At 67.2% G+C, this 21139-nt stretch carries 19 protein-coding genes; 8 read left to right on the top strand and 11 right to left on the bottom strand.

All coding sequences use genetic code 11. The features are described 5' to 3' along the window. Nucleotides 1-35: 35 nt before the first annotated feature. The 3 genes from ABWW33_RS09460 to ABWW33_RS09450 all read right to left on the bottom strand — a co-directional run bounded on the left by ABWW33_RS09460 (nt 36) and on the right by ABWW33_RS09450 (nt 3401). On the bottom strand, nt 36-1232 hold the full coding sequence (locus tag ABWW33_RS09460; RefSeq protein WP_353401066.1) for a tetratricopeptide repeat protein: 1197 nt from the start codon (nt 1230-1232) through the stop codon (nt 36-38). Nucleotides 1233-1307: 75 nt separating this feature from the next. Next, entirely contained in the window at nt 1308-2528 is a 1221-nt protein-coding gene (locus ABWW33_RS09455; RefSeq protein WP_353401064.1) for a DUF2863 family protein, read from the bottom strand. 6 nt (nt 2529-2534) lie between these two features. Beyond that, entirely contained in the window at nt 2535-3401 is an 867-nt protein-coding gene (locus ABWW33_RS09450; protein ID WP_176652373.1) for an HDOD domain-containing protein, read from the bottom strand. 263 nt (nt 3402-3664) lie between these two features. On the opposite strand from ABWW33_RS09450, the gene ABWW33_RS09445 reads away from it, so the two are divergent. Further along, on the top strand, nt 3665-4243 hold the full coding sequence (locus tag ABWW33_RS09445; RefSeq protein ID WP_353401062.1) for a DNA-3-methyladenine glycosylase: 579 nt from the start codon (nt 3665-3667) through the stop codon (nt 4241-4243). Here ABWW33_RS09445 and ABWW33_RS09440 read toward each other — a convergent pair. Both ABWW33_RS09440 and ABWW33_RS09435 read right to left on the bottom strand, forming a co-directional pair. Further along, complete coding sequence (locus ABWW33_RS09440; RefSeq protein WP_353401060.1) at nt 4148-5815, bottom strand: methyl-accepting chemotaxis protein; 1668 nt, start codon at nt 5813-5815, stop codon at nt 4148-4150. The two genes, ABWW33_RS09445 and ABWW33_RS09440, sit on opposite strands and share 96 nt — an antisense overlap. A gap of 12 nt (nt 5816-5827) precedes the next feature. Then, a complete protein-coding gene (locus ABWW33_RS09435; RefSeq protein ID WP_353401058.1) occupies nt 5828-6277 on the bottom strand; it encodes a cache domain-containing protein in 450 nt (149 codons plus the stop codon). 224 nt (nt 6278-6501) lie between these two features. On the opposite strand from ABWW33_RS09435, the gene ABWW33_RS09430 reads away from it, so the two are divergent. From ABWW33_RS09430 to ABWW33_RS09415, 4 genes are read left to right on the top strand one after another with little or no spacing between them, the layout of a single operon-like run. After that, entirely contained in the window at nt 6502-7956 is a 1455-nt protein-coding gene (locus tag ABWW33_RS09430; protein WP_353401056.1) for a KamA family radical SAM protein, read from the top strand. A gap of 9 nt (nt 7957-7965) precedes the next feature. Beyond that, entirely contained in the window at nt 7966-9282 is a 1317-nt protein-coding gene (locus ABWW33_RS09425) for an MFS transporter (RefSeq protein WP_353401054.1), read from the top strand. Further along, on the top strand, nt 9257-10165 hold the full coding sequence (locus ABWW33_RS09420; RefSeq protein ID WP_353401053.1) for a 2OG-Fe(II) oxygenase: 909 nt from the start codon (nt 9257-9259) through the stop codon (nt 10163-10165). Before ABWW33_RS09425 ends, ABWW33_RS09420 begins: the two co-directional genes overlap by 26 nt. 31 nt (nt 10166-10196) lie before the next feature. Then, nucleotides 10197-11051, top strand: coding sequence for a fumarylacetoacetate hydrolase family protein (locus tag ABWW33_RS09415; RefSeq protein ID WP_353401051.1), 855 nt, complete (start codon nt 10197-10199; stop codon nt 11049-11051). On the opposite strand, the gene ABWW33_RS09410 is transcribed toward ABWW33_RS09415, so the two are convergent. Continuing rightward, nucleotides 11052-12383: an aspartate aminotransferase family protein gene (locus tag ABWW33_RS09410; RefSeq protein WP_353401049.1), complete on the bottom strand. Its 1332-nt coding sequence runs from the start codon at nt 12381-12383 to the stop codon at nt 11052-11054. A gap of 114 nt (nt 12384-12497) precedes the next feature. Here ABWW33_RS09410 and ABWW33_RS09405 point away from each other — a divergent pair, with 114 nt between their 5' ends. Next, the gene (locus ABWW33_RS09405; protein ID WP_353401047.1) at nt 12498-13049 is read left to right on the top strand and encodes a carboxymuconolactone decarboxylase family protein; all 552 of its coding nucleotides are present in this window, start codon (nt 12498-12500) and stop codon (nt 13047-13049) included. Nucleotides 13050-13062: 13 nt separating this feature from the next. Here the strand turns inward: ABWW33_RS09405 and ABWW33_RS09400 are convergent, their stop codons facing one another. From ABWW33_RS09400 to yjgA, 3 genes are read right to left on the bottom strand one after another with little or no spacing between them, the layout of a single operon-like run. Then, nucleotides 13063-13731, bottom strand: a complete 669-nt coding sequence (locus ABWW33_RS09400; protein ID WP_176652381.1) for an alpha/beta hydrolase — start codon at nt 13729-13731, stop codon at nt 13063-13065. Between the two features lie 8 nt (nt 13732-13739). Next, a complete protein-coding gene (gene mog, locus ABWW33_RS09395) occupies nt 13740-14363 on the bottom strand; it encodes a molybdopterin adenylyltransferase (protein WP_353401045.1) in 624 nt (207 codons plus the stop codon). Then, complete coding sequence (gene yjgA, locus ABWW33_RS09390) at nt 14353-14961, bottom strand: ribosome biogenesis factor YjgA (protein ID WP_353401043.1); 609 nt, start codon at nt 14959-14961, stop codon at nt 14353-14355. Before yjgA ends, mog begins: the two co-directional genes overlap by 11 nt. A gap of 94 nt (nt 14962-15055) precedes the next feature. On the opposite strand from yjgA, the gene pmbA reads away from it, so the two are divergent. Both pmbA and ABWW33_RS09380 read left to right on the top strand, forming a co-directional pair. After that, on the top strand, nt 15056-16408 hold the full coding sequence (gene pmbA / locus ABWW33_RS09385; protein WP_176652384.1) for a metalloprotease PmbA: 1353 nt from the start codon (nt 15056-15058) through the stop codon (nt 16406-16408). Nucleotides 16409-16497: 89 nt separating this feature from the next. Then, the gene (locus ABWW33_RS09380; protein ID WP_353401041.1) at nt 16498-17589 is read left to right on the top strand and encodes a TRAP transporter substrate-binding protein; all 1092 of its coding nucleotides are present in this window, start codon (nt 16498-16500) and stop codon (nt 17587-17589) included. Between the two features lie 7 nt (nt 17590-17596). Here the strand turns inward: ABWW33_RS09380 and ABWW33_RS09375 are convergent, their stop codons facing one another. Then, nucleotides 17597-18742: a hypothetical protein gene (locus tag ABWW33_RS09375; RefSeq protein ID WP_353401039.1), complete on the bottom strand. Its 1146-nt coding sequence runs from the start codon at nt 18740-18742 to the stop codon at nt 17597-17599. A 110-nt stretch (nt 18743-18852) separates the two neighbouring features. Continuing rightward, complete coding sequence (locus tag ABWW33_RS09370; RefSeq protein WP_353401037.1) at nt 18853-21045, bottom strand: TonB-dependent receptor plug domain-containing protein; 2193 nt, start codon at nt 21043-21045, stop codon at nt 18853-18855. Nucleotides 21046-21139 lie beyond the last annotated feature (94 nt).

Raw genomic sequence — 21139 nt, 5'->3', positions numbered from 1 at the left:
GTCAAGCCTGTCCCACCAGTCTGCCATGATGTTTGCTAGTGGCGCGCCTCATACGCGCGCAGCCGGTCCAGCTTGGCCGAATACAGGTCGTGGTCGCCGCGCGTGGTGCTGTTTTCCAGCGCGTGCGCCAATTGCGACTCGGCCGCCTTCAGGTTGCCCAGCTGGTAATTGGCCATGGCCAGCCAGAAGTGGAATTCGTGGTAGTCCGGCACCCGCTCCAGCTCGCGTTCGAACATGTCGCGGGCGCGCTTGTAGTCGCCCCGCGCCATCGCTTCCTGGCCCAGGTTGAAGAAATGGAAGGGCGGATACGGCTCCAGCTGCGCCAGCCGCACGCGCAGCACCGCCGCTTCATCCATCTTGCCTTCGCTTTCCAGCGTTTGCGCCAGGTTGGCCAGGAAGATGGTGTTGTCCGGCGCCTGCGACAGCGCATAGCGCAGCGTCTGCTCGGCGTCGAGCCGGTCGCCGTGGTGCTGGTAGATCACGCCCAGCGTGTTGTAGACGTTGAGGTAGTGCGGATCCTGCTCGATCGCCTTGCGCACCGACCAATAGGCGTCGTCCAGCTTGCCTTGCGCCATCAGCTCGGCGGCGCGGTTGTTCAGGTACATGGCGATGATGGTCTGCTCCTCCAGCGGCTTGGCGTTTTCGCGCGCCTTGGGCGGGATGGGGATGAAGTCCACCACCAGCGAGTTCGACATGTCGACGCTGATGCCGTCGGCGTAGCGGGTGCGCTGCTTGCCTATCGCCAGGTTGACGTGGTTGCTGGCGAAGTACAGGTCGCCGGAGCGGCTCCAGCTCTCGTCGACCTCGACCTGCTGAAACTGCACGGGCAGGTTGAGCTCGCGTGCCAGCGCGGCTGTCATGATGGCCAGCGACAGGCAGTTGCCGGCGCGCGCCGCGAAGGTCTGGGCGGCGTTGCGCGTCATCGCCGAATCGTATTCGAGCTTGAGCTTGTCCTTGCGGTAGAGCGCGTCGAACAGCACGCGGCGCACGTCCTTGCCGCCGAGCAGGCGACCGCTGCCGCCGTTGCCGCCGATCTCGCGCTGCAGGTAGAGCCGCATGTCGTCATTAAGGGCGAATACATGGTCGGTGTCGACCGGGGTGGCGGGCGGCTGGAACAGTTGGTCGTGGAATACCGGCGGGGCGGCGTCGCGCGCCACGGTCGCGGGACCGGCGCAACCGCCCAGCAGGGCGGTCGACAGCACGGCGCATAAGGTCAGGGCCCAGGTTTTCATGACGATCTCCCAGCGGATTCTGTGTTCCGCTTGAAGAAAGTATCCTCGGCTCCCGGGACTATGTCAAACAGGAATTTATGCCAGCGGCCGCACGTCCACGGCCTGTCCCTGGGCGTCGAATCGGAGCGCCGCCGAGACGTTGACGATGCCGATGCTGGCCAGCGCGTCGCGCAGGTCGTCGAGCTCCAGTTCGAGGTCGGCGGCCAGGTCCAGCGGGCGCTCGCACAGCGCCAGCTCCACCTCGCCGTCGAACAGTTGCACGCGCAGTACCATGTCGTCGTCGACGTCGGCCGGGGCGATGATGGCGCTGGCCTGCTCCGGCGCGCGGCCGTCCAGCGCCTGGTTCAGTTCGGACAGCATGCGCAGCGTCGCGTATTCGGCCTGGGCCTGTTCCCTGGCGCCGAAGAACAGGTCCTGGTACAGGAAGTTCAGGGTCAGTTCCGGCGTCGCGCCACGGCCGCGGCCCAGGCAGCGCGCCACCAGCGGCGCGTGCTGCGCGGTCCACTGCTGATAGCGTTCGGCGCGCCTGGCGAAGTAGGCGTCGGCGGCTTTTTCGGCTTTCGGCACCTGGTAGAAGGCGTCGTCGGCGCGCTTGAGCGCAAAGCCCAGCAGGAAGCGCAGCTCGACGGCGCTGTCGGCGGCGCCGAAGCTGGTGGCCGACCAGCCGGTCGCCATGCTGCGTTCCAGCGCCGGCGCGGCGGCGATTTTTTTCTCGGTCAGCGAGTGCGCCGCCTCGCGCAGCATGGCGTGCAGCTGGCCGTAGGTGATGCGTTCAATTTCGTCGAGGTCGTAGGCGTGGCTGACCAGCACCACCTTGGCCTGCGGGCTTTCCAGGCCGGCGTCGGTGAAGCTGGCCAGCAGCGCCTCGTAGGCATCGCTGTCCTGGAAGTCGGCGGCGGGGTCGAGCCCGCCCTGGCTGTGCACGAACACCGGGATGGCGAAGGCGTCGATCTCCAGCTCGGGCGCGCCCTCGCGGCGCAGCAGCAGGCTGGCGGCGCCTTCCTCGACCGCGTTGCGCAGGTAGCGGTAGCCGTCGATGGCCTCGTCGCGCGCCAGCTCGATGGCGCCGTACAGCACTTCGTCCTTGCCCTGGTTGAGCAGCTTGCGCAGCAGGCGCTGGAAGTCGAGCGCCTTTTGCGCCAGTTCGGCGCGGGTGCTGTCGGCCACGATGTCGTTGTTGAATTCGCCGTCCGCCAGGTCCAGCGCCAGGGCGCACAATTCGGTGGTTTGCTGCTCGTCTTTCAGTTCCGGGGAGTTGGCGGATTTGCGCGGTACGGGGCGCTTATTTTTAGGCATTTTTTCTTATCGGTCGGTGTGGAAGGCTTCGTGCAGTTCGTCGAGCAGGTCGGCGGTTTCATCTTCGGACAGGCCGAGGTGGCGGCAGGCGCCATCGCCGCCTTTTTCCCATTCATAGGACAGGCTGCGGCCATGGAAGCGCGCGATGCCTTTTTCCGCCAGCAGCGCCAGCGCCACCAGCGAGCGCACGGCGTCGTCGGTGGCCGGGTCGTCCAGCACGCGGTAATCATGGTGCAGCAGGATGGCCCAGGAGACGTCCGGCGACAGCCCCCAGTTGCGCGCCAGCAGGCAGCCGATGGCGGCGTGGTTGGTGCTGTAGCGGCTGTCCTCGATGGCGGTGAACGGGGTCTCGGCGTCCTCGCAGGCGTCGGCGTAGGTGCCGGCGTAGTCGGTGAAGCGGTTCATCAGCAGCGGCACGCCGATGTCGCAGAACAGGCCGAAGGTGTGGGCGATGTCGGGCGGCGCGATGCGCAGCTTTTGCGAGAAGAACACCACGGCCTGGGCGCGCCGGGCGGAGATTTCCCAGAACGCGTTGAGGTCGGCCTCCTTGCCTTCGATGGCCTGGCGCGCCAGCAGCCCGGTCAGCAGCGCGGCGCACTGGTTGATGCCGAGGAAGTTGATGCCCTGCTCGACCGACTTGGCCTTGCGCGCGGCGCCGAAGAACGGCGAGTTGGCCAGCTTGAGCAGCGCGCCGGACATGCCGACGTCGTTGCCGATGATGCGGGCGATCTTGCGCGGCGACGGATCGGGCAGCGCCAGCTCGCGCTGCAGGTCGACAAGCAGGCTGGGCCGGGGCGGAATGCGGATCGAGCGCATCAGCGCGTCTTCTACCGCGTTTTCTGCTGGCATGGCTTTGGCTGCAACTGTCGTCATCGTGTTCATCTTGGGGTAAGGGCGGCGCGCGACGCTATTTCATCATGATGTTATTTCATCACTATAAACCAGGGCGCCAACTCATGCTGGGCATGCTTACTCCGATTATCGCCGCAAGCGCGCGCCGGCGGCATGAATTTCTCCCGATTTTCTGGCCGCGCCGCCGTATTTTGTCGCTTTGTACCGCGGGTCGCGGCGATTCGATAATCATTTGTCACGTGTTTCATGAGCCTCCAGGCCATGTTGACGTTTACAATACATGGATGAATACGCTACTTGCAGGCATAGATTTCAGCGCGCCCTCGCACGAGGTGGCGCGCCGGCTGATCGGCGTGACCTTGCTGGTCGACGGCGTCGGCGGGCGCATCGTCGAGACCGAGGCCTACGACGGCACCGAGCCGGCCGCCCACACCTTCAACGGGCCGACCCCGCGCAATTTCTCGATGTTCGGGCCGCCCGGGCGCAGCTATGTGTACCGCTCGCACGGCCTGCACTGGTGTTTGAATTTTGTCTGCCGCGAGGAGGGCCACGGCGCCGGGGTGCTGATCCGCGCGCTGGAGCCGGTGGCGGGGCTGGAATTGATGCGCGAGCGGCGCGGCCTGGAAGACGAGCGGCTGCTGTGCTCGGGACCGGGGCGGCTGTGCCAGGCGCTGGGCGTGACGCGGGCCCTGAACAACTGGCCGCTGGACGCGCCGCCGTTCGAGCTGCTGCCGCGCGACCATGCGCCGAAGATTGCGTTGGAAGTGCTAGCCGGCCCGCGCATCGGCATTTCCAAAGCCGTGGAGCTGCCGTGGCGCTTCGTGCAGGCCGGCTCGCGCTTTTTGAGCAAGCCCATGCGTTGAAGTCGGGGCCGGCGCCAGCTTGAACACCGACACCGCCTCGGACAGGTGGCTGGCCTGATCCTGCAGGCTGGCCGCCGCCGCCGCGGCCTGCTCGACCAGCGCGGCGTTCTGCTGCGTCATGTCGTCCATCTGCCCGACCGCCTGGTTGACCTCGGCGATGCCCTGCGCCTGCTCGGCGCTGGCCTCGCTGATGCGGGCGATGATGTCGTTCACCTGGCGCACCGAGGCGACGATGTCGTCCATGCGTTCGCCGGCCTGCTGCACCGAGGCGCTGCCGCTGTCGATGGTGGAGACCGAGGCCGCGATCAGCGCCTTGATTTCCCTGGCCGCGGCGGCCGAGCGTTGCGCCAGCGTGCGTACTTCCGAGGCCACCACGGCGAAGCCGCGTCCCTGCTCGCCGGCGCGCGCCGCCTCCACCGCCGCGTTCAGCGCCAGGATATTGGTCTGGAACGAGATGCCGTCGATGACGCCGATGATGTCGACGATCTGGCGCGAGCTGGCGCGGATCGAGGCCATCGTCCGCACCGCCTGCTGCACCGCCGTGCCGCCGTGCTGCGCCAGCTCGGAGGCGCCGGCCGCCAGGGTGCAGGCCTGGCGCGCGTTGGCGGCGTTCTGCTGCACCGCCTGCGTCAGGCTGTCCATCGCGCTGGCGGTCTGCTCCAGCGAGCTGGCCTGCATCTCGGTGCGGGTCGACAGGTCGAGGTTGCCGCTGGCGATTTCGTGGGCGGCGGTGTCGATCGAGCGCACCGAAGTCATGATGGCGGTCAGCGTCTGCGTCAGGTTGTGCATGGTCTGGTCCAGCATGCGGGCGGTGTCGGCGATCTCGTCGCGGCCGTCGTTGCGCCGGCCGGTGCCGAGGCGGCCGGCGGCCAGCGCCACCACCACGTCGGCGATGGCGCGGATGTCGCGCAGCATGGCGCCGCGCACCGCCATCGTCACGCCGATCGACAGCGCGATCGACAGCAGCACCATGACCGCCATGGTCGTGCTCAGCGCGTGGAACTCGGCCTTGGCGCGCGCGTGCGCCTGTTCGCTGTAGCGCTTTTCCAGCGCCGACAACTGCGCCAGCTGTTCGTTCAGCAGCAGGAATTGTTTTTCCGCGCGCGCCATCGAGTTGGTGGCGATGCTCTGGTCCATCTGCGCCATGTCCATGGTTTCCAGCACGGCTTTGCGATAGGCGTTCAGCGACAGCAGCGACTGCCCGACGATCTTGCGTTCGTCGTCGGTATCGGCGGCAGGATCTGCCGCGGCATCGGCCAGCTGGCACAGCTGGGTCTCGATATCGGCGTGGGCGGTCTTGATCTGCCGGCTCAGCGCGTCGAGCCGCGCCTGCGCGAAGCTGCCGTTGACCCAGGCCAGCAGCTGGTAGATGTGGGCGTGGGCGTAGCGGGCGTCGCCGGAGACGTCGGCCGCGATCTTCAGGCGCGCGGCGCGCACCTGCACCAGGTTTTCCAGCGAGGCGTTTTGTCGCACCATGCCGTAGTAAGAGGCGGCGGCCGTCACGATCAGCAGCAGCAGCACCAGGCACGGCGCCAGCAGCAGTTTGGGACCGATACGCAGTTTCTTCAGCATGATGCGCTCCCGCTATTTTTTGTAGATGCCCGCTTCCAGCACCGCATCGCCGACGCGCAGGATGTAGGTGGTCTTGGCTTCGAGCTTGCCGCTGGTGGGGTTCTTGTACATGTAGTCGACCCAGCCGTGGCCCCTCCTGGCGGCCAGCTCGATGATCTCGCGGCGGTATTTCTTGCCGTTGGCGTCGGGCACGTCGGTCAGGTCCTTGCCGACGATGGACGGATTGATCGGGTGCGCCAGCACGATGCCGGTGTTGATGTCGCGCAGGTCGACATACAGCGAGCCCTGGACATAGTCGGGGTCCTTGGCGCTGATCTTCTTCATCATCTCTTCCTTGCCGTGCGCCTTGATGAAGGCGGCGCCTTTCTCGGCCATGGCGATGGCGTCTTTTTCGGTCGGCTCGGCGGCGCGGGCGGGCAGGCACAGCACGGCGGCGGCCAGGGTGGCGGCGGTCAGTCTCATGACGTTTCCTCGATGGTGGCGGGCGGGATTGCTTCGATGAACTGTACGCCGGCGGGGGCGCGGCGAATTGCGGTGTCGCAAGTTCTGGCCGTGTGGCAACGTCGGATGCGGTCTGCATCAATGCAAAATATCTTTCCATGCGTCAGTTGATTTGCGGCAATCGCACGGTGGGGCGCGGGGCCTAGCATGCAGTTTCCGCCACCTCACTGCGATAGGAACCCGCGATGACCACTACTCCGATTTCGTCCTGGAATGCCGCCGGCGCACAGGCGCCCAAGTTCAAGCCGTTCATCCGCCAGACCATCCCCAACTCGCGCCAATGGGAGTGGATCCCGCGCGACCTGCAGGAGGCGGTGCAGGTGGTGTCGCACGTGCTGCCGTTCCGCACCAATGAATATGTGCTCGACCACCTGATCGACTGGAACAACATCCCCGACGATCCGATCTACCGCCTGACCTTCCCCCACCGCGACATGCTGGCGCCGGACGACTACGCGCAGCTGCGCGAGCTGGTGCTGGGCCGCGCCAACCAGGCCGCGCTGGTGGAGCTGGTGCGCAAGATCCGCATGCGCATGAACCCCCATCCGGCCGGGCAGATGACGCACAACGTGCCGCGCGTGAACGACGCGCCGCTCAAGGGCCTGCAGCACAAGTACAAGGAGACGGTGTTGTTCTTCCCCAGCGCGGGGCAGACCTGCCACGCCTACTGCACCTTCTGCTTCCGCTGGCCGCAGTTCGTCGGCATGGACGACATGAAGTTCGACGCCAAGGAGTCGCACGAGCTGGCGTCCTACCTGAAGACGCACCCGGAGGTGACCGACGTGCTGATCACCGGCGGCGATCCGCTGATCATGAACACGCGCTCGCTGGAGGCCTACATCGAACCGCTGCTGGTCCCGGAGCTGGCGCATATCCAGAACATCCGCATCGGCACCAAGTCGGTGGCGTACTGGCCGCAGCGCTTCGTCTCGGACCGCGACGCCGACGACTTGCTGCGGCTGTTCGAGCGCGTGGTCGCCAGCGGCAAGAACATGGCGATCATGGGCCATTACAACCACGCGATCGAACTGCGGCCGGAGATCGCGCAGCAGGCGGTCAAGCGCATCGTCGGCACCGGCGCCACCCTGCGCATGCAGGGGCCGCTGATACGGCATATCAACGAGGATCCGAAAAGTTGGGCGGAATTGTGGCAGACCGGCGTGCGGCTGGGCGCCATTCCCTACTATATGTTCGTCGAGCGCGACACCGGGCCGCGCGAGTATTTCCAACTGCCGCTGGCGCGCGCGCACGAGATCTTCCAGCAGGCGTACCAGATGGTGTCGGGCCTGTCGCGCACCGTGCGCGGGCCGTCGATGAGCGCCTTCCCCGGCAAGGTGGTGATCGACGGCATCGTCACCATCGCCGGCGAGAAGCTGTTCGCGCTGCAGTTCCTGCAGGCGCGCAATCCGGACTGGGTGCGCAAGCCGTTCTACGCGAAATTCGATCCGCAGGCGACCTGGATGGACGAGCTGAAGCCGGCCTTCGGCAAGGACAAGTTCTTCTTCGAGGAGGAGGGCGGCAGCCGCAGCGAGTTCGGCGCCGAGCCGCCGGGCCGGCGCAAGGTGATCCCGCTGATCTCGGCGCGCCAGGAAGAGGCCATGCGCGCTGCCGCCGAATGCGGTTCGCACACGGCCGCCTAGGGGAACGCGATGACGGCGCCGCTCCCCAGGCTGTCCGGCCGCGCCGTGTTCGTGCTGGTGTTTCTGCCGTTCGCGCTGGGCCACTATCTGTCGAGCCTGATGCGCACCGTGAACGCGACGCTGGCGCCGCAACTGGTGGCGGCGTTGTCGCTGACGCCCGGCCAGCTTGGCCTGCTGACCAGCGCCTACTTCTTTTCGTTCGCGCTGGTGCAGCTGCCGGTGGGCATGGCGCTGGACCGCTGGGGGCCGGCCAGGGTGCAGCTGCCGATGCTGATGCTGGCCGCCGCCGGCGCGCTGGCCTTCTCGGGCGGCCACGATTTCACCCAGCTGCTGCTGGCGCGCGCGCTGATCGGGCTGGGACTGGGCGGCTGCTTCATGTCGGCGGTGAAGGCGATCTCGACCTGGATCGCGCCGGCGCGGCTGCCGTCGGTGCAGGGCTACCTGATCGCGGTGGGCGGCCTGGGCGCGGCCTCGGCCACCCTGCCGGTGCGGCTGGCGCTGCACTACACCGACTGGCGCGGGCTGTTCGTCTGGCTGGCCGCGGCGGCGGCAGGCACCGGGCTGCTGATCCGGCTGCTGGCGCCGGCCCATCCCCAAACCGGAACGCTGCGGCCGGCAACGCTGGCGGCGATGCGCGAGGTGGTCCGCCATCCGGCCTTTCGCGAGGCTGCGCAGCTGGTGCTGGTGCCGCACACGGTGTTCTTCGGCATGCAGGGCTTGTGGATCAGCCGCTGGCTGGTCGACGTCGCGCATTTTTCCGAGGAGGCGGTGGCCTACCTGCTGTACCTGAGCATGGCGGCGATCATTTTCGGTGCCATCGCGGTCGGCATGATCACCGAGTGGGCCGGCCGGCGCGGCGTGCGGCCGCTCAGCGTGGCGGCGGCCGGCGTGGCGCTGTTCATCGTGGTGCAGCTGGGTTTCGTCTGCAACTGGGCGCCCAGCTACCAGCTGTTGTCGGTGTTGTTTACGCTGGTCGGCACGGTGACCGGCATCGAATATGCGATCGTCGCGCAAAGCCTGCCCGGCGCGCTGACGGGACGCGGCGCCACCTGCCTGAACCTGATGATCTTCCTCGGCGCGTTCGCGGTGCAGGCGGGCTTCGGCGCGCTGGTCGGCTGCTGGCGGCCGAACATCATGCAGCAGTATCCGGCGCAGGCCTACCGGGTCGCGTTCGCGGTGCTGGTGTTGTTGCAAATGCCGGGACTGCTGTTTTTCCTGTTCCGGCGCTGGGGACGGGCGGCACATTCCGGTAAAATGGAACTCCAATCCGGCAGCCCGGCGACCAGCCCTCGAATGCGCGATGACTACTTATCAAAACGTTTTTAGCACCCTGCCGCAGACCTGGCAGGACTGGATCATGGAAAACCTGGCGCGCGCCTGCAGCCCGCTCGATATGGCCAACAGCATGGCGCGCTCGGGGCAGCACAGCATGGCGGTGGCCCGCGCGGCCATCGACGAGGCGCTGGCGCTGCGGGCGCGCGGCATCGACAGCGCCGGCGCAGGTTCGGCCCATGCGCCAGCGCCGGCGCCGGCCAGCGCCTTCGAGGCGCCGCAGGAGATGCCCTACATCGACGTCAGCCGCAACCTGGTGGCGGCGCCGGACCGCGAGGTCGAGGTGCTGTTCGTGCTCAAGCAGCCGCAGGTCATCCTGCTGGGGAATGTGCTCAGCGACGAGGAGTGCGATGCCATCGTCTCCCATTGCGGCGGGCGCTACACGCGCTCGACGGTGACCGCCGAAGCGGATGGCGCCAGCGTGGTGCACGAGGGCCGCACCAGCGAGATGGCCTTCATCCAGCGCGGCGAGGCCGAGGTGGCCGAGCGCATCGACCGCCGGCTGGCGGCGCTGGCGCACTGGTCGCCCGAGTGCAGCGAGCCGTTCCAGCTGCAGAAATACGGCAAGACGCAGGAGTACCGGCCGCACTACGACTGGCTCGATCCGGACAGCGCCGGCCATCGCAGCCACCTGGCGCGCGGCGGCCAGCGGCTGGCCACCTTCATCCTGTACCTGTGCGACGTGGACCAGGGCGGCGGCACGGTGTTCCCCGGCATCGGGCTCGAAGTGTTCCCGAAAAAGGGCAACGCGCTGTGGTTCCTGAACACCGACGCCAACCACCAGCCGGACAAGCAAACCCTGCACGGCGGGGCGCCGGTGGTCAGCGGCACCAAGATCATCGCCAACAAATGGCTGAGGCAGGGACGCTACGGTTAAAATAGCAACGACTTTTTAACCTAGGAATCCCATGAGACTCGTGCGCTACGGCCGTCCCGGCAAAGAAAAACCAGGCTTGATCGACGATGAAGGCAAGCTGCGCGACCTGTCCGGCGTGATCGCCGACATCGAGGCCGAACAGCTGGCGCCCAAGGCGCTGCGCAAGCTGGAGAAGATCGCCCATGCGTCGCTGCCGCTGGTGCGCGGCAATCCGCGCTACGGCGTGCCGCTGGCGAAGGTCGGCAAATTCATCGGCATCGGCCTCAATTATTCGGACCACGCGGCCGAAACGGGCATGCCGATACCGAAGGAGCCGATCGTCTTCATGAAGGCGATTTCCTGCCTGTCCGGCCCGGACGACCCGGTCATGCTGCCGCAAGGCTCGAAGAAGACCGACTGGGAAGTGGAGCTGGGCGTGGTGATCGGCACGCGCGCGCAGTACGTCAGCGAGGCGGACGCGCTGAAGCACGTGGCCGGCTATTGCGTGGTCAACGACCTGTCGGAGCGCTCGTTCCAGCTGGAGCGCGGCCCGCAGTGGGACAAGGGCAAGGGCTGCGACACCTTCGGCCCGGTCGGCCCGTGGCTGGTGACGCAGGAAGACATCTACGACGTGCAGAAGCTGGACCTGTACCTGGAGCTGAACGGCAAGCGCATGCAGACCGGCTGCACCGACACGATGATTTTTTCGGTGGCGCAGATCGTCAGCTACCTGTCGAAGTTCATGACGCTGGAGCCGGGCGACGTCATCGCCACCGGCACGCCGCCGGGCGTGGGCCAGGGCCGCAAGCCGCAGCGCTTCCTCAAGAAAGGCGACGTCCTGCGGCTGGGCATCGCCGGCCTGGGCGAGCAGCAGCAGGAAGTCGTGGCCTGGACGGCGAAGAAATAATCACGTCACCGCGGCCAGCGCGCGGGTCAGCGAGTCGGCCAGCCGGCTGGTGATTTCGGCCAGCTCGGCCTCGGTGGCGATGAACGGCGGCGCCAGCAAAATATGGTCGCCCCGGTGGCCGTCGATGGTGCCGCCCATCGGATACACCATCAAGCCGCGCGCAATGGCCTGGTCCTTGACCGCCGCGTGCAGCTTCAGCGCCGGATCGAACGGTGCCTTGCTGGCGCGGTCCCGCACCAGCTCCAGCGCCAGCAGCATGCCGCGCCCGCGGATGTCGCCGACGTGCGGATGGGCGCCGAAGGCTTCCTTCAGCATGCGCTTGAACGACGCGCCGCGCACCGTGACGGCGCCCAGCAGGCAATCCCGTTGTATCACCTTCTGCACCGCCAGCGCGGCGGCGGCGGCCACCGGGTGGCCCATGTAGGTATGGCCGTGCTGGAAGGCGCCGCTGCCGTCGCGCAGCCGCCGCACCACGTGCTCGCGCGCCAGCACCGCGCCGATCGGCTGGTAGCCGGCGCCCAGTCCCTTGCCCAGCACCGCCAGGTCCGGCACCACGTTCTCCTGTTCGAACGCGTACAGCGTGCCGGTGCGGCCCATGCCGCACATGACTTCATCGGCGATCAGCAGGATGCCGTACCGGTCGCACAGCGCGCGCACGCCCTTGAAGTAGTCGGGCGTCGGCGGCACGGCGCCGGCGGTGGCGCCGACCACCGTCTCGGCGACAAAGCCGATCACCCGTTCCGGCCCGGCGTCGAGAATGGCCGCCTCCAGTTCGGCCAGCAGGGCGGCGGTGTAGTCACCCACGGTCTGGCCTTCGGCGCGGTCGCGGTATTCGTAGCAGGGCGACACGTGCGGCACGTCGATCAGCAGCGGCTCGAACGGGCGGCGGCGCCACTCGTTGCCGCCGATGGCCAGCGCGCCCAGCGTGTTGCCGTGGTAGCTCTGGCGGCGGGCGATGAACACGCTGCGTTCCATCTGGCCGGCTTCGACGTGGTACTGGCGCGCCAGCTTGAGGGCGGTCTCCATCGCTTCCGAGCCGCCGGATACCAGGTAGACGTGATCGAGGTCGCCGGGAGCGTCGTTGGCCAGGCGCGCCGCCAGTTCCTCGGCCGCCTCGGAGCTGAAGAAGGCGGTGTGGGCGTAGGCATTGCGGTCGATCTGCGCGTGCATCGCCGCCAGCACGTCCGGGTGGCCGTGGCCAAGCGAGGAGACGGCGGCCCCGCCGCTGGCGTCGAGGTAGCTGTTGCCGCGGCTGTCGCGCACGGTCAGGCCGGAGGCGCTGACGGCGACCGGCGGCGGGCGGCGCAGGTTGCGATGGATGAGATGACTCATGGCGTCCTTTCTGTCGAAGGTTGGAGGTGACCAAGAGCAGACAATAGCCGCGATCGTCTTGTGTTCCATTGATCTATGCCGCAACATGAGCGAATAATCTCGAGGATGCTTGCCATGACCGATCGTTTGGGGCCTATTCCCTTTGCAGAAATGAGCGCCAGCCAGCAGGTGGCGGCGCAAGCCGTCATCGACGGGCCGCGCGGCGCGCTGTACGGGCCGTTCGTGCCGTTGATCCGCAGTCCGGAGCTGATGGCGGCGGCCCAACGCATGGGCGAGTACCTGCGCTACCGCAGCGCGATCGGCACGCGGCTGACGGAGCTGGCTATTTTAGTGACGGCGCGACAGTGGAGCCAGCAGGTGGAATGGGCGATCCACGAACCGATCGCGCGCGACCACGGTATCGCCGACGGGGTGATCGCGGCGATCGCGGCGCGGCGGCCGCCGCAGGGCATGCTGGACGACGAGGCGCTAGTGTACGAGTTCTGCATCCAGCTGCACGAGAAGCAGCGGGTGGACGACGCGACCTACGCGGCGGCGCTGGCCGCCTTCGGCGAGCATGGCGTGGTGGACCTGATGGGCATCAACGGCTACTACACCTTCCTGGCGATGGTGATGAACGCGGCGCAGACGGAAGTACCATCCTCCCCGGCCGCGCCGCTGCCGTAAAAACAACCGGGGGTTAGGCCAGCACTTTTTTCAGCCAGGCGCTGATGTGGTCGACTTCTTCCTGGCACAGCGAGTGCTGCATCGGGTAGTCGTGCCATTCGACTTGGTAGCCCCATTGCTGCAGCAGGTCGCGCGACTGTTCGGCGCGGGCCACCGGGATCACCGGGTCCATGCGGCCGTGCACCATGAAGACCGGCGTGGCCAGGCTTTCCGGCGTGTGCTCGGCGGCGGCCTTGGCGGCGATCGGCACGTAGCCCGACAAGCACATCAGGCCGGCCAGCTTTTCCTTCTGGCGCAGGCCCGTCTGCAGGGTCATCGCGCAGCCTTGCGAGAAGCCGGCCAGGATGATGCGTTCGGCCGGGATGCCGCGCGCTTTTTCGCGTTCGATCAGGGCTTCAACCTTGGCCTGCGAGGCGCGCAGGCCGGCTTCGTCTTCCTGGCGGCCCAGGTCGGTGGCGACGATGTCGTACCAGGCGCGCATCACGTAGCCGCCGTTGATCGTCACCGGCATCGTGTCGGCGTTGGGGAAGATGAAGCGGATAGCCGGCAGGCCGGCCAGGTCCAGCTCGTGCAGCATGGGCACGAAGTCGTTGGCGTCGGCGCCCAGGCCGTGCATCCAGATGATGGCCACGGTCGGGTTGGCGCCGGTTTCTTTTTCGATGGTTTGCAGCAGGGTGCTCATGGGCGTCCTCAGGGTTGGGGGCGTAGCGCGGATTTGGGGCGGAAGGCCTTGCACACGGCGGCGTCGGTTTCCATGTACGGACCGCCGATCAGGTCGACGCAATAAGGCACGGCGGCGAAGATGCCGCCCCCCAAGGTGGCGCCGGCGGCGTCCTTCAGGCCGCCCAGCGTCTCGGCGATGGCCTTCGGCTGGCCCGGCAGGTTCAGGATCAGCGCGGCGTGGTCGGGCGTTTCGCGGATCACGGCGGTCTGGCGCGACAGGATGGCGGTCGGCACGAAATGCAGGCTGATCTGGCGCATCTGCTCGCCGAAGCCGGGCATCTCCTTGGTGCCGACGGCGCGCGTGGCTTCCGGCGTGACGTCGCGGCGCGACGGGCCGGTGCCGCCGGTGGTCAGCACCAGGTGGCAGCGGGTGACGTCGACCAGCTCGGTCAGCGTGGCTTCGATTTGCGGGCGTTCGTCGGCGATCAGCCGGGTTTCCAGGCGGTAGGGCGTGGTCAGCGCGCGCGCCAGCCAGTCTTCCAGCGCGGGAATGCCCTGGTCCTGGTAGACGCCGCCGCTGGCGCGGTCGGAGATCGACACCAGGCCGATGACCAGGGTGTCGGCGGCGTTACTGGTCAAGTTAGTCGTCATCGGACTCGCTGTCGGCGTCGTCGTCGCCTTCGTCGGCGGCCGGCTTGCCCTTCTTGGACTCGATCTGCTTGAGCAGCTGGAAGATTTCGCGATAAGCCTTCGGCGGCTTGTTCTCGGCCTGCTCCTTGCGGGCATTGCGGATCAGGGTGCGCAGGTGCTGCACGTCCAGTTCCGGATTTTCGGCCAGCAAGGTGGTCAGCGCCTTGTCGTCGGTCAGCAGCTTGTCGCGGCGGCGTTCCAGCGCGTGCATCGCGGCCGTCTCCGACTTGGACGCGCCCTTCCAGCTGTCGATGGCTTGCTGGATCACGGCCACTTCGGTTTCGTCCAGGGTACGCATCTTCTTGCCGACGAATTGCAGCGCGCGGCGCCGACCCTCGTGGTTGGTGATCACCTGGCAGGCGAGGATGGCTTCGAGCACATCCTCCGGCATCGGCACGCGCTTGACGCGGTCGCGCGGCGCTTCGACCAGCGTTTCGCCCATTTTTTGCAGGGCGTCGGACTGGCGCTTGAGCTCGGATTTGGAAGGACGTTCGTACTCTTGCTCGAATTCGGTGGAGCTGAAGCCCACGCCGCCGCTGCCGCGATTGGGATTTACCATAATATTAACTCTCTGTCAGGAGCGTGGCCGCCCCTGTAAACTGTAAACGACTGCTATGATACCTGTTTTAGCGGCCACCCGAAGATTACAGCCCATGAGCGATACCCATTTTACCCATACTCAGGACCAGTTGAAGCAGCTCGCACGCGATGTGCTGGCGTTTGCCAAGGAGCAAGGCGGCACCGATTGCGCCGTCGAAATCAGCGAGGGCAGCGGGCTGTCGGTGTCTGTGCGCAAGAGCAAGATCGAGACCATCGAGCAGAACAAGGACAAGGGCATGGGGGTGACGGTGTTCATCGGCCAGCGCCGCGGCAACGCCAGCACCTCGGACTTTTCACAGGCGGCGCTGAAGGCGACCGTGGAGGCGGCCTACAACATCGCCCGCTTCACCGCCGACGACGACTGCGCCGGCCTGGCCGACGCCGACCAGCTGGAGCTGGCGCCGCGCGACCTGAAGCTGTTTTATCCGTGGGACATCTCGACCGCCGACGCGGTGGCGCTGGCCCAGCGCGCCGAGGCGGCCGGCTTCGACGTCGATCCGCGCGTGACCAATTCCGAGGGCGCCGGCGTGCACGTGCAGCAGTCGCATTTCGTCGCGGCCAACTCGCGCGGCTTCATCGGCGGCTATCCGTATTCGCGCCACACCCTGTCGGTTGCGATGATCGCCGGCAAGGGCGCCAAGATGCAGCGCGACGACTGGTACACCTCGGTGCGCGACGCCAAGAAGATGTCGTCGCCGGAAGCGATCGGGCGCTACGCGGCCGAGCGCGCGCTGGCCCGCCTGAACGCGCGCACCATCGACACCCGCACCTGCCCGGTGCTGTTCGAGGCGCCGCTGGCGGCCGGCCTGCTGGGTGCCTTCGTGCAGGCGACGTCGGGCGGTGCGCTGTACCGCAAGTCCAGCTTCCTGCTCGATTCGCTGGGCAAGCAGGTGCTGCCGAAACATATCCAGATCAAGGAAGACCCGCACGTGGTCGGCGGCGTCGGTTCGGCGCCGTTCGACGAGGAAGGCGTGCGCACCGTCAAGCGCGACGTGGTCAAGGACGGCGTGGTGCAGGGCTATTTCCTGTCGACGTATTCGGCGCGCAAGCTGGGCATGCAGACCACCGGCAACGCCGGCGGCTCGCACAACCTGTCGCTGACGTCGTCGCTGACGAAGAAGGGCGACGACTTCGCGGCCATGCTGCGCAAGATGGGCACCGGCCTGCTGGTGACGGAACTGATGGGCCAGGGCACCAACTACGTGACCGGCGACTACTCGCGCGGCGCCTCGGGCTACTGGGTCGAGAACGGCGTGATCCAGTATCCGGTGGAGGAGATCACCATCGCCGGCAACATGAAGGACATGCTGGCGCAAATCGTCGCGGTGGGCGCGGACGTGCTGGTGCGCGGCACCAAGCAGACCGGCTCGATCCTGATCGAGAACATGGTGGTGGCGGGCGGCTGAGCGCTGTCTGTTGCACTTTGCCGACGGCCGCCCTGTGCGGCCGTTTTTGTCTTACACTGTGGCGACTATAACAACAGCGGAGACTTACCATGCAGCGTCGTTCCTTTCTGAAAAAGGCCGCCACCGGCGCCGGTGTGGCCGCGGTGGCCGCGCCCGCGCTGGCGGCCGATCTGCCGACCATCAACTGGCGGCTGGCCTCAAGCTTCCCCAAATCGCTGGACACGATCTTCTCGGCGTCCGATACGCTGACCAAGCGCGTCGCCCAGCTGACCGGCGGCAAGTTCAACATCCGCGTGTTCGCGGCCGGCGAAATCGTGCCCGGCCTGCAGGTGCTCGACGCGGTGCAGGCCGGCACCGTCGAGATGGGCCATAGCGCCTCCTACTATTACTTCGGCAAGGACCCGGCCTTCGCCTTCGATTGCGCGGTGCCGTTCGGGCTGACGTCGCGCCAGCACACGGCGTGGTTCGACCAGGGCGGCGGACGCGAGCTGATGCGCGAGTTCTTCAAGGGCTATGGCGTGGTCAACTTCCTCGGCGGGAATTCCGGCACGCAGATGGGCGGCTGGTTCCGCAAGGAGATCAAGTCGGTGGCCGACATGAAAGGCCTGAAGATGCGCATCGCCGGTTTCGCCGGGCGGGTGATGGAGCGCCTCGGCGTGGTGCCGCAGCAGCTGGCCGGCGGCGACATCTATCCGGCGCTGGAAAAGGGCACCATCGACGCGGCCGAATGGGTCGGGCCTTACGACGACGAGAAGCTGGGCTTCAACAAGGTGGCGCCGTACTACTACGCGCCGGGCTGGTGGGAGGCGTCGGCGTCGTTCTCGTTCTACGTCGGCATCAAGGAGTGGGAGAAGCTGCCCAAGGAGTACCAGGCTGCGATCGAGGTGGCCACGTACGAGGCGCATGTGGTGATGCAGGCCGAGTATGACGCGAAGAATCCGGCCGCGCTGGCGCGCCTGCTGAAGAACGGCGTGAAGCTGCGTAACTTCCCCAAGGATACGATGGACGCCTGCTACGCGGCGGCCACCGCCGTCATGGACGAGGAGGCGGCGCGCAATCCGAAGTTCAAGAAGATTTATGAACCTTGGAAGAGGTTCCGCCAGGATCAGAATCAGTGGGCGTCGGTGGCCGAGGCGACCATGCAGAACTATCTGATCAGCGCCGGGCGGAACGCGAAGTAAAGCCCACCTACTCCCGCTTGCAGAGCGCGCTGGACGGCAGTCCGCAGGCGATCAGGCGGCCGACGCCGGGATTGTTCAGGTAGTCCAGGTGGGCGTAGTCGGGCCGCTCCAGCAGGCCGAGATAGGTGGGCGCGTTGGAGACCAGGATGTTGTAGACGGTAACTCCCTCGCGCGCATACTTGTCGGTCTGCAGCGTGTACGACAGCAGGTCGTCGGGATCGCTGAACGCCACCAGCGTCAGATGCTGGTCGGCGCCGGCGCGGGGTCGCGCCGCCAGCCGCTTTTGCAACAGCCGCTGCAGGCTGTCGGGCGGAGCAGACAGCGACAATCCCGGCGCGGCTATCGACTGGTCGGCCAGCGACAGCAGCGGAATCTGATTGGCCGCCATCACCAGAAAACGCAGGCGGTCGACCGCTCGCTGCGCCACCAGCGCCGGCCGCGAGCCGGGCGCCTCCTCGGTCATGCGCAGCAGGGTATCGAACAGGATCTTGCTGCCCATGCTGTGCGAGATCACCACCAGCGGCACCTCCGGCACGCCGTCGCCGTCCGCCAGCACCTGCAGGATGGCATCGCGCATGCGGCGCTGGATCTCGTCGCGGGCCACGCCCTGGTAGATCAGCGCGTCGGGCAGGCAATCGTCGATCAAGCCATCCTTGAACCGGGCATTGAGCCGCGCGCGCTGCGGCGTGTAGGGTGGCGCGCCTTCGCAGATGGCGGACTTGCCGCTCTGGTCGTAGCACAGCTGGCGCTTGAGCGGCGTGGTCAGCGGCGACCAGATCAGCGCGTCGAAGCGCAGCCGGCCTGTTGGCGTCTCGACCGTTGCCGGCACGATCTGGATCTGCGGGCCGCCGCCGGCGCGCGCCACGGCCGGCGCCGATGTGGTGGCCGCGGTGACGGCCTGCATCAATTGCCCGACCACCTCGCCGGCCCAGCTGGCGTCGTGGGTGCAGATGCCGTGCACCAACAGCACGTCGGCGCGCTTGCCGCCGGACTGCGCGGCCAGGTCGGCCAGTCCGGGAAAGGCGGCGCCGGCGTCGGCCACTTGCGGCGGACGGTAGGGTGTGGAGCAGGCGCTCAGCAGCAGGGCGAAGAACAGCAACACGCGGCGCGCCGAGGCGCGGCTGAAAGGCCGGGAAAAAGTCAGGGTATCCATGCTGAACCTCCGGAAGCGGCGCGCGGATGCGCCGTATGAGGTCCAGTGTATTTTTCCCCGCGGCGGCGACATTGTCGCGCCGCAGGGAACGGGCTCAAGCGGTTGCTACATCAGAACTTCATCTCCACCAGCGCCCGCACCACGGCGGTGGTCGGCGTGATGGTGCCGTCGCGCAGCGTGCCGCTGGCATCGGCGTAGCTCGACTCGCTATAGTTGTCCTGGTGCAGCGCGTTGGCCAGCGCCACCCGCAGCTGGTTCTTGGGATTGAACTTCCACAGTCCATACAGGTCCAGCGACCGTTTCGGAATGGTGTAGGCCGACTGCTGCAGCGAGATGCGCACCGGCCCGCCGCTCTGGAAGCTGAAGCTGCCGCCCACGGTCAGCGGCAGGGTGTCGAGCTTCCAGTCGGCGCCGACGGTGCCGCTGACCGGGGTCTGCTGGTCCAGCCGGTTGTTCGGGCCCGGCACCGAGGTCAGGTCCGACCAGTTGCGCGAGACGTTGGCGCGCAGGTCCACCGCCGGCATGCCCTTCATCATCGCGCGCAGCGGCAGCTTGGCCTCCAGCTCGATGCCGCGCGTGTTGGCTATGCCGTCGTTGACCGGGCGCGACACGTAGAGGCCATTGATCAGCGCCACCTGCTGGTGCGTGATGTCCTCGATGCGGCGGACGAAGGTGCTGGCCGTCAGCAGGCCGCCGCCCGCCAGGTAGTGCTCGAACGCCAGGTCCAGGCCCCAGGCCAGTTCCGGCTTGAGCAGCGGATTGCCGGTCTGGTCCGGGCTGGTGGCGCTGTTGTTGTTGGAGGCGAAGCGGCGCGGGATCAGGCTGTTGACGCCGGGCGCCTTGTAGGTGCGCGTCAGGCCCAGGCGCAACTGGTCGGCCTTGCTGCCGGGCAGTTTCCACAGCGTCTGGAACAGCGGGCTGAACACGCTGGACTTGTTGCTTACCGGCGCATAGTCGTTACCCTCGCTGGTGGTGTCTATGCCTTCCCAGCGCAGGCCGAAGTACATCGACCATTGCTGCGTCAGCGTCCACTCGTCCTGCGCGTACAGCGCCAGCCGCTTGACGTCGGCGTTGTAGCGCTGGTCCAGGTTGGCGGCCGGCGCGCCCACGGTGGAGCTCTCGCGCTGGATGCGGTCCTCGTCGCGCGCGCTGTAGCCGGCGTCCCAGCCGGTGGCCAGCGCATGGCCCTCGAACAGCGGCGTCGAATACTTGCCGGTGCTCGACCAGCCCTGGTCGGTCGACGCCGACGTGATCAGCCGCGACAGCGCCAGCACGTCGCCCGGATAGTACTGGCTGGACGGCGCCTCGGTCTGGCGGTGGTTGTAGTTGACGCCGCCCTTGAGCTCGAGCTTGGCGCCGCCGGCCAGCTTGCGGGTCCAGGTCAGGTCGCTGCGCAGCATTTCGAAGTCGCTGTCGATGTGGATCCGGGTGCCGGTGTAGCGCGGCGCCGCGCCCTGTACGGTGGCCACCTGCTCGCTGTTGTCGGCGTGGAAGCGGTTGACGTTGACGAAGCTCTGCGAGGTGACGATGTCGTTCGGCCCCAGATTGACGTTGACGCGCGGCGACAGGTTGAGCGCCTCGAACAGGCCGCGGCTCTGTATGGCGGTCCGGCGCAGCAGGTTCTGGCTGCCGTCCGGCGCGAAGCCGGTGGTCACCACTTCAGACGGCCGGTCGAACTTGCCGTAGGTGATGCCGCCGCCGACCGCGTACGACAGCGCGCCGCGGCGGTCCGACAGCTGGAAGTTGGTGTTGGTGCCGACGTGGCCGTTGTCGTCCTGCAGGCCGAGCTTGAGTTCGCGCTGGGCCGTCACGATGGCTTTCTTGAGCACGATGTTGATGCCGCCGGCGATGGCCTGGGTGCTGTACTCGGCGGTGGCCGCGCGCATCACCTCGATGCGCTCGATCATGTCCGGCGACAGCGAGTCGAGCGAGAAGCCCGGCGGCGCCGGTTCGCCGTTGAGCATGATCTGCGTGTAGCCACTGCCCAGGCCGCGCATGCGGATGTCGCCGCCGCGTCCCTGCACGCCGCCGACGGTGATGCCCGGCAGGCGCTTGAGCACCTCGGCGATGGTGGTGTCGCCGTTCTTCAGGATCTCTTCCTGCGTGACGACGATCTTGGTGGCGGTGTCGTTGCGGCGGGCGTCGTAGGTGGCCGCCGCGCCCTTGATCTCGACTTGCTGCACGGGCGCTTCGGCCGGTGTTTTCTTGTCGTCATCGGCGCGGGCGGACAGCGGGGACAGCAGCATGGGGGCCGCGGCCAGCAGGCGCAGCAGGGTAAGGGACGGGCGTTGCCGTGGATTCATGATGATCGATGCCGGTTGGGTGGTCGCACAGAAAAAAGCCCGCGTCGGACGGGCTTTTTCCACTTCGCTGGCATGGTAATCGGAAAGTTGCTTA

The organism is Duganella hordei (assembly GCF_040369125.1).
Lineage (GTDB): Bacteria > Pseudomonadota > Gammaproteobacteria > Burkholderiales > Burkholderiaceae_D > Rugamonas > Rugamonas hordei.
The sequence above is the reverse complement of the archived record's forward strand: the minus strand, read 5'-3'. Positions and strand labels throughout refer to the sequence as shown.

Coding starts and splice junctions, on each gene's coding strand:
- ABWW33_RS09460 (WP_353401066.1), bottom strand. CDS start 1,232: ATGAAAACCTGGGCCCTGACCTTATGCGCCGTGCTGTCGACCGCCCTG.
- ABWW33_RS09455 (WP_353401064.1), bottom strand. CDS start 2,528: ATGCCTAAAAATAAGCGCCCCGTACCGCGCAAATCCGCCAACTCCCCG.
- ABWW33_RS09450 (WP_176652373.1), bottom strand. CDS start 3,401: ATGACGACAGTTGCAGCCAAAGCCATGCCAGCAGAAAACGCGGTAGAA.
- ABWW33_RS09445 (WP_353401062.1), top strand. CDS start 3,665: ATGAATACGCTACTTGCAGGCATAGATTTCAGCGCGCCCTCGCACGAG.
- ABWW33_RS09440 (WP_353401060.1), bottom strand. CDS start 5,815: ATGCTGAAGAAACTGCGTATCGGTCCCAAACTGCTGCTGGCGCCGTGC.
- ABWW33_RS09435 (WP_353401058.1), bottom strand. CDS start 6,277: ATGAGACTGACCGCCGCCACCCTGGCCGCCGCCGTGCTGTGCCTGCCC.
- ABWW33_RS09430 (WP_353401056.1), top strand. CDS start 6,502: ATGACCACTACTCCGATTTCGTCCTGGAATGCCGCCGGCGCACAGGCG.
- ABWW33_RS09425 (WP_353401054.1), top strand. CDS start 7,966: ATGACGGCGCCGCTCCCCAGGCTGTCCGGCCGCGCCGTGTTCGTGCTG.
- ABWW33_RS09420 (WP_353401053.1), top strand. CDS start 9,257: ATGACTACTTATCAAAACGTTTTTAGCACCCTGCCGCAGACCTGGCAG.
- ABWW33_RS09415 (WP_353401051.1), top strand. CDS start 10,197: ATGAGACTCGTGCGCTACGGCCGTCCCGGCAAAGAAAAACCAGGCTTG.
- ABWW33_RS09410 (WP_353401049.1), bottom strand. CDS start 12,383: ATGAGTCATCTCATCCATCGCAACCTGCGCCGCCCGCCGCCGGTCGCC.
- ABWW33_RS09405 (WP_353401047.1), top strand. CDS start 12,498: ATGACCGATCGTTTGGGGCCTATTCCCTTTGCAGAAATGAGCGCCAGC.
- ABWW33_RS09400 (WP_176652381.1), bottom strand. CDS start 13,731: ATGAGCACCCTGCTGCAAACCATCGAAAAAGAAACCGGCGCCAACCCG.
- mog (WP_353401045.1), bottom strand. CDS start 14,363: ATGACGACTAACTTGACCAGTAACGCCGCCGACACCCTGGTCATCGGC.
- yjgA (WP_353401043.1), bottom strand. CDS start 14,961: ATGGTAAATCCCAATCGCGGCAGCGGCGGCGTGGGCTTCAGCTCCACC.
- pmbA (WP_176652384.1), top strand. CDS start 15,056: ATGAGCGATACCCATTTTACCCATACTCAGGACCAGTTGAAGCAGCTC.
- ABWW33_RS09380 (WP_353401041.1), top strand. CDS start 16,498: ATGCAGCGTCGTTCCTTTCTGAAAAAGGCCGCCACCGGCGCCGGTGTG.
- ABWW33_RS09375 (WP_353401039.1), bottom strand. CDS start 18,742: ATGGATACCCTGACTTTTTCCCGGCCTTTCAGCCGCGCCTCGGCGCGC.
- ABWW33_RS09370 (WP_353401037.1), bottom strand. CDS start 21,045: ATGAATCCACGGCAACGCCCGTCCCTTACCCTGCTGCGCCTGCTGGCC.